The following is a 13602-nucleotide window of genomic DNA, read 5'->3' on the forward strand; positions in this document are numbered from 1 at the left end:
CCGTTTAGCAATGAACGTGCGTCGCAACACACTTAAGCGTTGGTGTAGGAGTCTGTGCATGGCTGGTGTAATGGATGCGGTAAACCAGCGCACGCAACTGGTAGGGCAGAATCGCCTGGAGCTGCTGTTGTTCCGTCTCGACGGCCAGCAACTCTATGGGATCAACGTGTTCAAGGTTCGGGAAGTGCTGCAATGCCCAAAACTCACGCTGATGCCAAAATCCAGTCCTGTCGTGTGCGGTGTGGCAAATATCCGGGGGGCGACCATTCCGATTCTTGATCTGGCCATGGCGACCGGCTCCGGCGCGCTCAAAGATCAAAGCAATCCGTTCGTGATCATCACGGAGTACAACACCAAGACCCAGGGTTTCCTGGTGCGCTCGGTGGAGCGCATCGTCAACATGAACTGGGAAGAGATTCATCCGCCACCCAAGGGCACGGGACGCGATCACTACCTGACGGCTGTGACTCGGGTCGACAATCAGTTAGTCGAAATCATCGACGTCGAGAAAATCCTCGCGGAAGTGGCGCCGACACCGGAAGCGATTTCGGTCGGTGTGGTCGATGTCGAAACCCAGCACAAGGCCTTGTCCTTGAAGGTCTTGACCGTCGATGACTCGTCGGTGGCGCGCAAGCAAGTGACTCGTTGCCTGCAAACCGTCGGTGTCGAAGTGGTGGCGTTGAACGACGGCAAGCAAGCGCTGGATTACTTGCGAAAGCTGGTCGACGAAGGGAAAAAGCCGGAAGAAGAGTTCCTGATGATGATTTCCGACATCGAGATGCCGGAAATGGACGGGTACACCCTCACGGCCGAGATCCGCAACGACCCACGCATGCAAAAGCTTCATATCATCCTGCATACTTCGTTGTCCGGGGTATTCAATCAGGCGATGGTCAAGAAAGTCGGTGCCGATGACTTCCTTGCCAAGTTCCGTCCTGATGACCTGGCATCCCGGGTAGTCGACCGGATCAAAGCAGCAGATATCAGCTAGGGGCCTTCTGCCCCTGGTGATTAACACGATTTAAGAGGCGGTATCTTTGTCTACGGGTAATTTGGATTTCGAACAGTTCCGGGTCTTCCTGGAAAAAGCCTGTGGCATTTTGCTCGGTGAAAACAAGCAGTACCTGGTCTCGAGCCGTCTCAACAAACTGATGGAACAGCAAGGCATCAAATCCCTGGGTGAGCTGGTCCAGCGCATCCAGACCCAGCCGCGCAGCGGTTTGCGCGAGATGGTGGTGGACGCGATGACGACCAACGAAACCCTGTGGTTTCGTGACACCTATCCGTTTGAAGTGTTGAAGAACAAGGTATTGCCTGAAGCGATCAAGGCTGCACCCGGCCAGCGCTTGCGGATCTGGTCCGCTGCGTGTTCGTCGGGGCAGGAACCGTACTCGCTGTCGATGTCCATCGATGAGTTCGAACGCGTCAACATGGGCCAGTTGAAGATGGGGGCGCAGATTGTCGCCACCGACCTGTCCGGCACCATGCTGACCAACTGCAAGACCGGCGAGTACGACAGCCTGGCGATCGGCCGTGGCCTGTCGCCCGAGCGTCTTCAGCGTTACTTCGACCCGAAAGGGCCGGGACGCTGGGCGATCAAGGCGCCGATCAAGAGCCGCGTGGAGTTTCGTTCGTTCAACCTGCTGGATAGTTATGCAGCGCTGGGCAAGTTCGACATCGTGTTCTGCCGCAACGTGCTGATCTACTTCTCCGCCGAGGTGAAGAAAGACATCCTGTTGCGCATTCACAGCACGCTCAAGCCAGGTGGCTATCTGTTCCTCGGCGCGTCTGAAGCGCTGAACGGTTTGCCGGACCATTACCAGATGGTCCAGTGCAGCCCGGGGATCATTTACCAGGCGAAGTGATTCGTTGGCGGCACAACAAACGGGAGTCCTCAGGGGCTCCCGTTTTTTATGCCTGATGGTTTTCCGCCAACACCCCTAAACCCTTGAGGGAGCCGGGTTTACCCGCGATGGCGGTATCACTGACGAATTTGATGGGGCTGACACACCGCCATCGCGGGCAAGCCCGGCTCCCACAGGGTAAGAGTTGTTCTTTCGAAGGCGATAAGCGGCAGAAAAGCGGCAGCCTGCGGAAACCGGTTGCCGCTTTTCTGGCATTGCCGCCCTTGCCACTGCCGGCAAAGCCCCGGTTTCCGGGGTTTTTCGATTTGGCACGCCGCTTGCTATGTCTCTGTTACGAAAAATCAGGTCACCCGAAGGTTTCCCGACATGAGCATCAGCTTCGATAAAGCGCTCGGTATCCACGAACAAGCCCTGGGCTTCCGCGCTCAGCGTGCCGAAGTCCTGGCCAACAACATCGCCAACGCCGACACCCCGAACTACAAGGCTCGGGATCTGGACTTCTCAAAAGTGCTTGCCGCACAGAACGAGAAAACCAAGGGCGGTACCTTTGCCTTGAACATGACCAACAGCCGTCATATCGAAGCTGAAGGCCTGGGCAATGGCGACGAGTCGCTGCTGTATCGCACGCCGATGCAACCGTCGATCGACCAGAACACCGTGGACGCCCAACTGGAACAGTCGAACTACGCGGAAAACGCCGTCGGCTTCCAGGCCAGCTTCACCCTGCTCAACAGCAAATTCAAAGGGCTGGTATCAGCCCTGCGCGGAGAGTAAGTCATGTCTCTATCCAGTGTTTTCAACATTGCCGGTAGCGGCATGAGTGCACAAACCACGCGCTTGAACACCGTGGCCTCGAACATCGCCAACGCCGAAACCGTCTCGTCGAGCATCGACCAGACCTATCGCGCCCGTCACCCGGTGTTCGCCACCATGTTCCAGGGCGGCCAGAGCGGCGGCAGCGATTCGCTGTTCCAGAGCCAGGACGCTGCCGGTCAAGGCGTGCAAGTGCTCGGCGTGGTCGAAGACCAGAGCAACCTCGAAGCGCGTTATGAGCCGAACCATCCCGCTGCCGACGCCAAGGGCTACGTCTACTACCCGAACGTCAACGTCGTCGAAGAAATGGCCGACATGATTTCCGCGAGCCGTTCGTTCCAGACCAACGCCGAAATGATGAACACCGCCAAAACCATGATGCAGAAGGTCCTGACCCTCGGTCAGTGATAAGGGGCGACTCAGATGAGTGTTACCGATACTACCAGCGCCGTAAGCATCAAGGATGTCCTGGCCAATTCTTCGGTCAAGAGCAACACCAGCAGCGACGGCCTGGCCGCCGCTACCAGCAGCGCCACCGGCAATAAAGCGTTGGGCAAAGACGCCTTCTTGCAGTTGTTGGTGACTCAACTGAAAAACCAGAACCCGCTGGAACCGCAGGACAACGGCGCGTTCGTTGCGCAGTTGGCGCAGTTCAGCAGCCTGGAAGGCATCACCACGCTCAACGATACGGTCAGCGGCATTGCCGGCAACTACAACTCGTCGCAAGCGTTGCAGGCTTCTTCGCTGGTGGGTCGTTCGGTTGTCGCCCAGACCGACACCGCGGTGGTCGATACCTCCAAGAGTTTCAACGGTACGGCGGTCGTACCGGCCTCGACGAACCCGGTCACGATCAAGATCACCGATACCGATGGCAAAGTGGTTCGCACCATCGATCTTGGCAGTCAGCAGGCCGGCAACGCCGGTTTCATCTGGGACGGCAAGAACGATGCGGGTGAAGTGGCCAAGGCCGGCACTTACAAGTTTGCAGCTACCGCGACTTACGACAGCAAGGCGACCTCGCTGGTGACTTACCTGCCGGCAACCGTCAACAGCGTGACCATCAGCCAGACCGGCGGTGAGTTGATGCTGAACCTGGCAGGCCTGGGCAGTGTTGCCCTGTCCAAAGTACAGACCATTGGTATATAGAGCCGACTAACACGGCACAAAGGAGTGGAATATGTCTTTCAATATCGGCCTTAGCGGTCTCTATGCAGCCAACAAACAACTGGACGTCACCGGTAACAACATCGCCAACGTCGCGACCACCGGTTTCAAATCGTCCCGTGCAGAATTCGAAGACGTGTACTCGGCCACGCGCCTGGGTACCGGCAGCAAGACCGTCGGCAACGGCGTGCGTCTGGCCAACGTTTCCCAGCAGTTCGGCCAGGGTGACGTGAACAACACCGGCAACGTGTTGGACATGGGTATCCAGGGCAACGGTTTCTTCGTCATGAGCGACAACGGCTCGCTGAGCTACACCCGGGCCGGTGCGTTCAAGACTGACGCCCAGAACTACGTGGTCGACAACAACGGCCGTCGCTTGCAGGGTTTTGGCGTAGACGCCAACGGCAAGATCATCAACGGTGTGCTGACCGACCTGAAAATCGACACCTCGAGCCTGGCGCCGCATGCGACCACCCGTGTCGATCAGACGATGAACCTGAACTCCTCGGACCCACTGCCAACAGTGACCCCGTTCAACGTCAAAGACACCAACAGCTACAACAAAACTATTTCCACCCCTGTGTACGACACGCAGGGTAACCAACACACGATGGACCAGTACTACGTTAAAAATGCGGCGTCCAACTCCTGGACTGTCTACACCTACATGGACGGCCGTAGCCCAACCAACCCACTGGCTGAGCCGCCGGTGCCGATCCAGGCGGATATCACCTTCAATCCTGATGGCAGCATCAAGACTCTGGTGGGCGGTGCCGGCTGGACGCAAACGGGTACCACCCTGACCATGACTGGCTGGAAGCCGGGCGTGATGGTTAACGCCAACACCAACCCGCCAACCTGGGCCTTGAACGGTTCGGACGCAGCCGCGGCCGGTATCGCGTTCGACATGACCAAAACCACTTCGTACGCTTCGCCAACCGCACGTACTGCGCAGTATCAGGACGGTTACGCGACAGGCCAGATTTCCAGCCTGACCATCGACGAAAGCGGTGTCATGACCGCCAACTTCACCAACCAGCAAACCAAGGCCATCGGCCAGGTCGCCATTGCCAGCTTCGCCAACGAACAAGGCTTGCAGCCAATCGGTGGTTCTGGCTGGAAAGAAACCTTCGCCTCGGGCGTGCCTGGCATCGATGCACCGAAAACCGGTACCTTGGGTTCGGTAGTGTCCAACTCGCTGGAAGAGTCCAACGTCAACCTGACCAACGAACTGGTTGATTTGATCAAGGCGCAGAGCAACTACCAGGCGAACGCCAAGACCATCTCCACCCAGAGCACCATCATGCAGACCATCATTCAGATGACCTGATGCCTGATAGCGCCGCATAAAGAACCCCTCGAAAGAGGGGTTTTTTTATGGTCGGGATTTGTCCTTGGTGCAAACATCCTGGTAATCAGGGCTGGCCTCATCGCGAGCAGCCCGGTCACCACTTTCCTTTGGGTAAAAGAAAACCCCCGACCTATCCAGAGGATTGATCGGGGGTTTCAGGTCAGCGCCTTTCAGCGCCTACTGGCTCGGCTTATTGGCAAGCTTCGCAATCCGGCTCGTCGATGGCGCAGGCCTTTGGCACTGGAGCAGGGCCGGCAGGTGCTGCCAGGACCGAATCTTCACCGTGGTTGCCGCCACTGGAAACAGCGTTCAGCTTGCCGGTGTTGATGGTCGACTTCTCGGTGCTGGTCGCGGCCAGGGCACGGAGGTAGTAAGTGGTTTTCAGGCCACGGTACCAGGCCATGCGGTAGGTAACGTCCAGTTTCTTGCCCGAAGCGCCAGCGATGTACAGGTTCAGCGATTGAGCCTGGTCGATCCACTTCTGGCGACGGCTTGCCGCGTCAACGATCCACTTGGTGTCCACTTCGAAAGCAGTCGCGTAGAGCTCTTTGAGTTCTTGCGGGATGCGCTCGATCTGCTGCACCGAACCGTCGTAGTACTTCAGGTCGTTGATCATGACCGAGTCCCACAGACCGCGAGCCTTGAGGTCGCGAACCAGGTACGGGTTGATCACGGTGAATTCGCCCGACAGGTTCGATTTCACGTAGAGGTTCTGGTAGGTCGGTTCGATCGACTGCGAGACGCCAGTGATGTTGGCGATGGTCGCGGTCGGTGCGATGGCCATGATGTTGGAGTTACGAATGCCTTTCTGCACACGGGCGCGAACCGGTGCCCAGTCCAGGGATTCGTTCAGGTCAACGTCGATGTACTTCTGGCCACGTTGTTCGATCAGGATCTGTTGCGAATCCAGCGGCAGGATGCCTTTGGACCACAGCGAACCCTGGAACGTCTCGTAGGCGCCACGCTCGTCGGCGAGGTCGCAAGAAGCCTGGATCGCGTAGTAGCTGACCGCTTCCATCGACTTGTCGGCGAACTCGACGGCAGCGTCGGAACCGTAAGGAATGTGCTGCAGGTACAGCGCATCCTGGAAGCCCATGATGCCCAGGCCGACCGGACGGTGCTTGAAGTTGGAGTTTTTCGCTTGCGGCACCGAGTAGTAGTTGATGTCGATCACGTTATCGAGCATGCGAACAGCGGTGTTCACGGTGCGTTCCAGCTTGGCGGTGTCCAGCTTGCCGTTGACGATGTGGTTCGGCAGGTTGATCGAGCCCAGGTTGCAAACGGCGATCTCGTCCTTGTTGGTGTTCAAGGTGATCTCGGTGCACAGGTTCGAGCTGTGGACCACGCCCACGTGCTGCTGCGGGCTGCGCAGGTTGCACGGGTCTTTGAAGGTCAGCCATGGGTGGCCGGTTTCAAACAGCATGGACAGCATTTTGCGCCACAGGTCTTTGGCCTGGATGGTCTTGAACAGTTTGACCTTGCCTGGGTATTCGGTCAGGGCTTCGTAGTACTCGTAGCGCTCTTCGAAGGCTTTACCGGTCAGGTCGTGCAGGTCCGGTACTTCGGATGGCGAGAACAGGGTCCACTTGCCGTCATCGAAGACGCGCTTCATGAACAGGTCAGGGATCCAGTTGGCGGTGTTCATGTCGTGGGTACGACGACGGTCATCACCGGTGTTCTTGCGCAGCTCGATGAACTCTTCGATGTCCATGTGCCAGGTTTCCAGGTAGGCACACACAGCGCCTTTGCGCTTGCCACCCTGGTTAACGGCAACGGCGGTGTCGTTCACTACTTTGAGGAACGGAACAACGCCTTGGGATTTGCCGTTGGTGCCCTTGATGTACGAACCCAGCGCACGAACCGGCGTCCAGTCGTTGCCCAGGCCGCCGGCGAATTTCGACAACATGGCGTTGTCGTGGATCGCGTGGTAGATGCCCGACAGGTCATCTGGCACGGTGGTCAGGTAGCAGCTCGACAGCTGTGGACGCAGGGTGCCGGCGTTGAACAGGGTTGGCGTCGAGGACATGTAGTCGAAGGACGACAACAGGTTGTAGAACTCGATGGCACGGTCTTCTTTCTGCTTCTCTTCGATCGCCAGGCCCATGGCCACACGCATGAAGAAGATTTGCGGCAGTTCGAAGCGGATACCGTCCTTGTGGATGAAGTAACGGTCGTACAGGGTTTGCAGGCCCAGGTACGTGAACTGCTGATCGCGCTCGTGGTTGATCGCCTTGCCGAGTTTTTCCAGGTCGAAAGTCGCCAGGACCGGGTTCAGCAATTCGAATTCGATACCCTTGGCGATGTACGCAGGCAGCGCCTTGGCGTACAGGTCGACCATCTCGTGGTGGGTCGCGCTTTCGGCAACGTTGAGGAAGCTCAGGCCTTCGGCACGCAGGGTGTCCATCAGCAGGCGAGCGGTCACGAACGAGTAGTTCGGCTCACGTTCAACCAGGGTACGGGCAGTCATCACCAGGGCGGTGTTGACGTCGGTCAGGGCCACGCCGTCGTACAGGTTTTTCAGGGTTTCGCGCTGGATCAGGTCGCCGTCGACTTCTTCCAGGCCTTCGCACGCTTCGGTGACGATGGTGTTCAGACGACCCATGTCCAGAGGTGCAAAGCTGCCATCGGTGCGGGTGATGCGGATCGACGGGTGAGCGTTGACGGCTTCTTCGGCCGGGGCGTGGGCGGCGCGTTGTTTCGAACGGCCGTCACGGTAGATCACGTAGTCGCGGGCTACTTTCTGCTCGCCGGCACGCATCAGGGCCAGTTCAACCTGGTCCTGGATTTCTTCGATGTGGATGGTGCCGCCCGAGGGCATGCGACGCTTGAAGGTCGCGGTGACTTGTTCGGTCAGGCGGGCCACGGTGTCATGGATTCGCGACGAGGCGGCCGCGGTGCCGCCCTCAACTGCGAGAAACGCTTTGGTGATGGCGACGGTGATCTTGTCATCGGTGTAAGGAACGACAGTGCCGTTACGCTTGATCACACGCAGCTGGCCAGGCGCGGTGGCGGACAGATCCGAAGTCGAATCAGCGGCCTGCGGCAAGGTGCCCTGCGGGTTCTCGCGAGTTGTGTCGGTTTGCATGGGGGGGTGTCTCCACATTCTCTATGTTTGTTTGGGCACCATAAAGGTGCCCACCGTTCTGTCCAAAAGCACTACAACCGACGGAGGTCGGGCATAACAACTTCGGGACAGTAGGAAAAAGGCTAATGATGCCGCTTCCTTGCCGAAGTTTTTGGCCGCGAGCCTGGACTCGAAGCCGGATTCCTTTCAGGGGTGCCAGTGATGACTGCAACACCCGTACCGTTTCGGCTGTTCTGGCCTGAAAAAACGGTGCCATCCGCCTGTGCGGTTTGGGCTTGTAATTTCGTGCTTGGTTCAACCATAAACAGGCAATAAAGCGCTTGAGTTTCTGGTCTGAAATGTGGTTGGGCTTTTAAGCTAAAACCCTACATGTAGGGTTTTTTTGGCGCCGAGGTACAAGATAATGCGTTTTGGAGGGTGTTGCAACGTACTACCTGTGGATAAACCTGTGCGTAAATTGTGTGTGAAAGGTGGAACGGGCGTGTAGGCCGCGACCTAGCTGGAGCGAGCCGTTTTTCATCGATTTTCAACGATTGAAAACAGCCGTTTGGATTTTTAAGGGCGCGAACCCTATCACAAAAAACCGGGTTGTCCGAACGCATTTGCCGGCTTGTGTTCTCGGCGGGCGGCGTTTATACAATCGCCCCATGGTTATGCATTCTTATCCTCCCCAATCATTACAAAAAGACGGGCGGATCCTTCCTTATAAGTGTTGTTGGCAAGCAGAGGTCACCGTGGAGCAAGAAGCCTGGCAGGTATTGATTGTGGAGGACGACCAGCGTCTGGCCGAACTGACCCGCGACTACCTGGAGGCCAATGGCCTGCGCGTTTCAATCGAAGGCAACGGTGCGCTGGCGGCGGCACGCATCATCAAAGAGAAACCGGACCTGGTAATTCTCGACCTGATGCTGCCGGGCGAAGACGGCTTGAGCATTTGCCGCAAGGTCCGTGACAAATATGACGGCCCGATCCTCATGCTCACCGCCCGCACCGACGATACCGACCAGATCCTCGGCCTCGACCTCGGTGCCGACGACTACGTGTGCAAACCCGTGCGCCCGCGCCTGTTGCTGGCACGCATTCAGGCCCTGTTGCGCCGTAGCGAAGCCCCCGAGGCCACCCCGGAAAAACAGCGGCGTCTGCAGTTTGGTCCGCTGGTGGTGGACAACGCGTTGCGTGAAGCCTGGCTGCATGACAACGGCATCGAGCTGACCAGCGCCGAGTTCGACCTGCTCTGGCTGCTCGTCGCCAACGCCGGGCGCATCCTGTCCCGGGAAGAGATTTTTACCGCGTTGCGCGGCATCGGTTATGACGGCCAGGACCGTTCCATCGATGTGCGTATCTCGCGCATCCGCCCGAAAATAGGCGATGACCCCGAGCATCCGCGACTGATCAAGACCATCCGCAGCAAAGGTTATTTGTTCGTTCCCGAAGCTTGCGTAGACCCGTCGCTGTGAATTCGATCTTCCTGCGCATTTATGGCGGCATGTGCGCGGCGCTGGTGTTGGTCGCGGTGCTCGGCGTGCTGGCGCTGCATCTGCTCAATGAGGTGCGCAGCGAGCAATACCGGGAGCGCTTGGCCCACGGTACGTTTTCGTTGATGGCCGACAACCTCAAGCCGATGAACGACACTGAGCGCCACCGCGCGTTGTTGGTCTGGGAGCGCTTGCTCGGGATTCCACTGGCGTTGACCACGTTCGCCCAGACCGACCTCGACCTCACCCAGCGCACCCGCGTACTGCGCGGTCAGGCGCTGGTGGAGCAGACCGGCCCGCACGCGGCCAAGGTCTATCGGCTGGTCAGCGACAAGGAACAGCTTGTGCTGACGGGGGAGGTGCAGCAGATCAGTGAACAACTGGCCCGTGCCACGATTTATCTGCTGGTCGATGAACTGGTGCGCTACCCGGTGGCGGAGCAGCCCGAACGGTTGGCGCTGCTGAAAGAAGACAAGGGCTTCGGTTTCGACTTGCGCCTGGTCAAGGTCGAGCAGGCGGACATGGATGAAGACCAGAGCCGCCGGGTGTCCGAGGGCGACACGGTGATGGCGCTGGGCAAGGGCGGCGACTCGATCCGGGTGTTTGCCGGCATGGTCGGGACGCCGTGGGTGCTGGAGATCGGCCCGTTGTACCAGATGAATCCCTATCCGCCCGAATGGCTGGTGTTGATCGCGGCCCTGGGTTTGAGCCTGATTGGTTTGATCGTCTACCTCCTGGTGCGGCAACTGGAGCGCCGTTTGCGCGGTCTGGAAGCCGCCGCCACGCGCATCGCCAAGGGCAGCCTGGAAACCCGTGTACCGGCGCGCGGCGCCGACTCGGTGGGGCGACTGGCCGCCGCGTTCAACGGCATGGCCGAGCACTTGCAGCAATTGCTGGCGATCCAGCGTGAGCTGGTGCGCGCGGTGTCCCACGAATTGCGCACACCGGTGGCGCGCCTGCGTTTCGGCCTGGAGATGATCGGCTCGGCCACCACGCCGCAGCAGCTGGAAAAATACCGCGAAGGCATGGACCACGACATCGAGGACCTCGACAAACTGGTCGACGAGATGCTGACCTACGCGCGGCTGGAGCAGGGCTCGCCGGCGCTGAATTTCCAGCGGATCGACCTGGACGCGCTGGTCAATCAAGTGATCGAAGAACTGGCGCCGTTACGCGCCGACGTTACGGTGCAGCGCGGGTTATGCCTGTCGGCGGCAGATTGCGATGACGCCTGGGTCGAGGCTGAACCGCGTTACTTGCATCGGGCCATCCAGAACCTGGTCAGCAACGCCATGCGCCACGCCTCGTCGCGGGTGACCGTGAGTTATCAGGTGGGGCAGCAACGCTGCCGGGTGGACGTCGAGGATGACGGACCGGGTGTGCCGGAGTTGGCCTGGGAACGGATTTTCACGCCGTTCCTGCGCCTGGACGACAGCCGTACCCGGGCGTCGGGCGGTCATGGGTTGGGGTTGTCCATTGTGCGACGGATTATCCATTGGCATGACGGGCGGGCGTTGATCAGCAAGAGCAAAAGTCTGGGTGGGGCTTGTTTCAGTTTGAGTTGGCCGCGCAATCAGGAGAAGCGTTGAGAGGTGTGGTCAGAGTCAGGCCGCCATCGCGAGCAAGCTCGCTCCCACACTGGATCTGCGTAGCGACATAAATCCCTGTGGGAGCGAGCTTGCTCGCGATGAGGCCAGTACAAGCGCTATAAATCTTCAAGCCTTGATACTGACCAGACTCAACAACTGCCCATCCATCAACCCAAACTGCGCCTCCAGCTCCGTGCCATTGCGCCACTTGCCAGACAAATCCGTCAGCAACCGCAACCGCACCTCACCGGCCTCGGTCCATTCCAGCACCTCGGCATGTTCAAAATAAAAGCGCTGCTGAACAATCGGGTACAGCGCCTTGAACAGACTTTCCTTCACCGAAAACGTCAGCGTCACCAGCAGCGCCCGATCATCGCGACGACCGGCCGTCATGCGTTGCAACTCCGGCGGCGTGAGGATTTCCCCGGCCAGGCGCTCGGCCCGTTCCGGGTTGAGCAGGTTTTCCAGGTCCATCCCCAACCCGCGCCAATCGGTTTTCCTCGCGACAATGGCCGCTGCCCGGCCGGTGCTGTGGGTGATTGAACCGGCGATGTGCGCGGGCCACACCGGAGCCCGGTCTTCCCCGATGGCCGGGATAAAACTCAGGCCTTCCAATTGTTGCAGCGCGGCCCTGGCGCACACCCGTCCGGCGAGAAACTCGGCCTGGCGCTTGGCGACCGAGCGCTGAATGCTTGCCGGCGGCTCGATGGCGCTGCGCCGGAAATCATCGCTGGCCAGTTGCGAACTGTCGAAGTGGGTACTCAGCAACACCGTATCGGGCAGCACCAACGGCAGCGGCCAATGGGCGTCGAGTGGGGTGCAGCAGACGGGAAGGGCGGGGGCGGGATTCATGGCGGGCATTTTGCCGGGTTGCTCACGGGCTGGGTAGTGCAAAGGTCTGGATGGGCGGCGCGGCCATCGCGAGCGAGCTCGCTCCCGCACCGGATCTGCGTAGCGACATAGATCCCTGTGGGAGTGAGCTCGCTCGCGATAGCCGCGCCGCGGTCCACCTGACTAACCAAATATCTTTTTGAAAAACGCCCGCATATCCGCCCACGAACGCTCATCCGCCGCTTTGTTGTACCCGATATCCGGTCCACCATGATCGCCATGGCTCAACCGGTCCGCGTCCGGATTGCTGAACCCGTGCTTGGCGCCCTCCAGGCTGACGAATGTATAGTCGGCGCCTGCCTTGTCCATTTCAGCCTTGAACGTCGCCACGGCATCCGGCGTGACCATACTGTCCAGCGCTCCATGTTCCACCAGGATTTTCGCCTTCACACGGCCAGGGGTTGCTGGCGTATTGGTTGCCAGCGCGCCGTGGAAGCTCACCACTCCCAGCAGCGGGGCACCCTGGCGCGCCGCGTTCAGCACCACACCACCGCCGAAGCAGTAACCTATCGCCGCGACTTTATTCGGGTCGGTTTGCGGTTGTTGCTTCAACAGGTCAAGCCCGGCCTGAAAACGCACGGCGGCCGCCGAGCTGTCTTTCAGCACTGCCTGCATGAACGCCATCGCATCCTTCGGATGCTCGGTGTTCTTGCCGCCGCCATACATGTCGATGGCCAGCGCGCTGTAGCCCAGGCCGGCGAGGTCACGGGCGCGGCGCTTGGCGTAATCATTCAGGCCCCAGAACTCATGCACCACCACCACGCCGGGGCGCGGCCCCTTGATGGCGTCGTCGTAGGCGTAATAGCCGATCATTTTTGTGCCGTCGGCACTTTGATAGGGGATTTCCTGAGTCTTGATGGCGGCTTGAGTCAGCCCGCTCAACACCAGCCAACAGAGGGCGAGGAATACGCGCATGGTCGGATCTCCTGCAAGTGAGTCATCAAAACAGCCGGGTCAATCTGGTTCAGCTCAGGTTCAGTCTGCGTTCAGGGGCAGTTCAGGGGCGCGCCAGTAAGGTAGCTCCGTACCCAAAGCACCTGCGCATGAGGACATTCCCTAATGACTGGCTTTAAAAACCTGATTCTGGCTTTCACCGTTCTGAGCGCCAGCACCGCCGCGCTTGCCTCCGATGACATCATAGCCAGCCTTGCTCTTGGGAAGACCAACGAGAAGGTCAAAAGATCCCTCACACTGAACAGCTTCAGCACGGTCAGTACCGTGGGCCATGACAGTCCCTGGAATGCGCATTTGGGCCACCCCACAACCCCGGCCGACTACCGCGCCGGTTACGCCAACGTGTCGGTCTCGCACAATGGCATTAAACTCAATCAGCAAGACCTGATGGGCCGCTATGATCTGTCCTGACCGT

12 protein-coding genes are annotated in these 13602 nt (G+C 59.2%); 9 read left to right on the plus strand and 3 right to left on the minus strand.

The window, feature by feature from the left end; genetic code table 11:
- Positions 1 to 58: 58 nt before the first annotated feature.
- The 6 genes from SB725_RS27765 (at position 59) to flgE (ending at position 5172) form a co-directional block, all read left to right on the plus strand.
- Positions 59 to 991 (plus strand): chemotaxis protein CheV, encoded by a 933-nt coding sequence (locus SB725_RS27765; RefSeq protein ID WP_059182310.1) that lies wholly within the window; start codon positions 59 to 61, stop codon positions 989 to 991.
- A gap of 46 nt (positions 992 to 1037) precedes the next feature.
- A complete protein-coding gene (cheR, locus tag SB725_RS27770) occupies positions 1038 to 1865 on the plus strand; it encodes a protein-glutamate O-methyltransferase CheR (RefSeq protein WP_010457158.1) in 828 nt (275 codons plus the stop codon).
- A 366-nt stretch (positions 1866 to 2231) separates the two neighbouring features.
- Positions 2232 to 2639, plus strand: a complete 408-nt coding sequence (gene flgB, locus SB725_RS27775) for a flagellar basal body rod protein FlgB (protein WP_027923954.1) — start codon at positions 2232 to 2234, stop codon at positions 2637 to 2639.
- 3 nt (positions 2640 to 2642) lie between these two features.
- Positions 2643 to 3086, plus strand: coding sequence for a flagellar basal body rod protein FlgC (gene flgC, locus SB725_RS27780; RefSeq protein ID WP_007980123.1), 444 nt, complete (start codon positions 2643 to 2645; stop codon positions 3084 to 3086).
- 15 nt (positions 3087 to 3101) lie between these two features.
- Complete coding sequence (flgD, locus tag SB725_RS27785) at positions 3102 to 3824, plus strand: flagellar hook assembly protein FlgD (protein ID WP_027923955.1); 723 nt, start codon at positions 3102 to 3104, stop codon at positions 3822 to 3824.
- Between the two features lie 31 nt (positions 3825 to 3855).
- On the plus strand, positions 3856 to 5172 hold the full coding sequence (gene flgE / locus SB725_RS27790; RefSeq protein ID WP_027923956.1) for a flagellar hook protein FlgE: 1317 nt from the start codon (positions 3856 to 3858) through the stop codon (positions 5170 to 5172).
- Positions 5173 to 5383: 211 nt separating this feature from the next.
- Here flgE and SB725_RS27795 read toward each other — a convergent pair whose 3' ends face one another.
- Positions 5384 to 8278 (minus strand): ribonucleoside-diphosphate reductase subunit alpha, encoded by a 2895-nt coding sequence (locus tag SB725_RS27795; RefSeq protein WP_410922895.1) that lies wholly within the window; start codon positions 8276 to 8278, stop codon positions 5384 to 5386.
- Positions 8279 to 9012: 734 nt separating this feature from the next.
- On the opposite strand from SB725_RS27795, the gene SB725_RS27800 reads away from it, so the two are divergent.
- Together SB725_RS27800 and SB725_RS27805 are read left to right on the plus strand one after the other, a co-directional pair.
- Complete coding sequence (locus SB725_RS27800; RefSeq protein WP_027923958.1) at positions 9013 to 9735, plus strand: response regulator; 723 nt, start codon at positions 9013 to 9015, stop codon at positions 9733 to 9735.
- On the plus strand, positions 9732 to 11342 hold the full coding sequence (locus SB725_RS27805) for an ATP-binding protein (protein ID WP_059182311.1): 1611 nt from the start codon (positions 9732 to 9734) through the stop codon (positions 11340 to 11342). The genes SB725_RS27800 and SB725_RS27805 overlap by 4 nt, the downstream gene beginning before the upstream one ends.
- A gap of 126 nt (positions 11343 to 11468) precedes the next feature.
- Here the strand turns inward: SB725_RS27805 and SB725_RS27810 are convergent, their stop codons facing one another.
- Positions 11469 to 12194, minus strand: coding sequence for a 4'-phosphopantetheinyl transferase family protein (locus tag SB725_RS27810; RefSeq protein WP_410922896.1), 726 nt, complete (start codon positions 12192 to 12194; stop codon positions 11469 to 11471).
- Positions 12195 to 12356: 162 nt separating this feature from the next.
- Positions 12357 to 13148: a dienelactone hydrolase family protein gene (locus SB725_RS27815; RefSeq protein ID WP_410922897.1), complete on the minus strand. Its 792-nt coding sequence runs from the start codon at positions 13146 to 13148 to the stop codon at positions 12357 to 12359.
- A gap of 144 nt (positions 13149 to 13292) precedes the next feature.
- Here SB725_RS27815 and SB725_RS27820 point away from each other — a divergent pair, with 144 nt between their 5' ends.
- Entirely contained in the window at positions 13293 to 13598 is a 306-nt protein-coding gene (locus SB725_RS27820) for a hypothetical protein (RefSeq protein ID WP_059182313.1), read from the plus strand.
- Positions 13599 to 13602 lie beyond the last annotated feature (4 nt).

Source organism: Pseudomonas sp. SIMBA_041, assembly GCF_046535095.1.
In the GTDB taxonomy this organism is placed as follows: domain Bacteria; phylum Pseudomonadota; class Gammaproteobacteria; order Pseudomonadales; family Pseudomonadaceae; genus Aquipseudomonas; species Aquipseudomonas mucoides.

Bases quoted from the DNA above. Each gene is read 5' to 3' on its own strand.
- SB725_RS27815 (WP_410922897.1), bottom strand. From the start codon at position 13,148: ATGCGCGTATTCCTCGCCCTCTGTTGGCTGGTGTTGAGCGGGCTGACT.
- flgE (WP_027923956.1), top strand. From the start codon at position 3,856: ATGTCTTTCAATATCGGCCTTAGCGGTCTCTATGCAGCCAACAAACAA.
- SB725_RS27765 (WP_059182310.1), top strand. From the start codon at position 59: ATGGCTGGTGTAATGGATGCGGTAAACCAGCGCACGCAACTGGTAGGG.
- flgD (WP_027923955.1), top strand. From the start codon at position 3,102: ATGAGTGTTACCGATACTACCAGCGCCGTAAGCATCAAGGATGTCCTG.
- flgC (WP_007980123.1), top strand. From the start codon at position 2,643: ATGTCTCTATCCAGTGTTTTCAACATTGCCGGTAGCGGCATGAGTGCA.
- SB725_RS27795 (WP_410922895.1), bottom strand. From the start codon at position 8,278: ATGCAAACCGACACAACTCGCGAGAACCCGCAGGGCACCTTGCCGCAG.
- flgB (WP_027923954.1), top strand. From the start codon at position 2,232: ATGAGCATCAGCTTCGATAAAGCGCTCGGTATCCACGAACAAGCCCTG.
- SB725_RS27820 (WP_059182313.1), top strand. From the start codon at position 13,293: ATGACTGGCTTTAAAAACCTGATTCTGGCTTTCACCGTTCTGAGCGCC.
- SB725_RS27810 (WP_410922896.1), bottom strand. From the start codon at position 12,194: ATGAATCCCGCCCCCGCCCTTCCCGTCTGCTGCACCCCACTCGACGCC.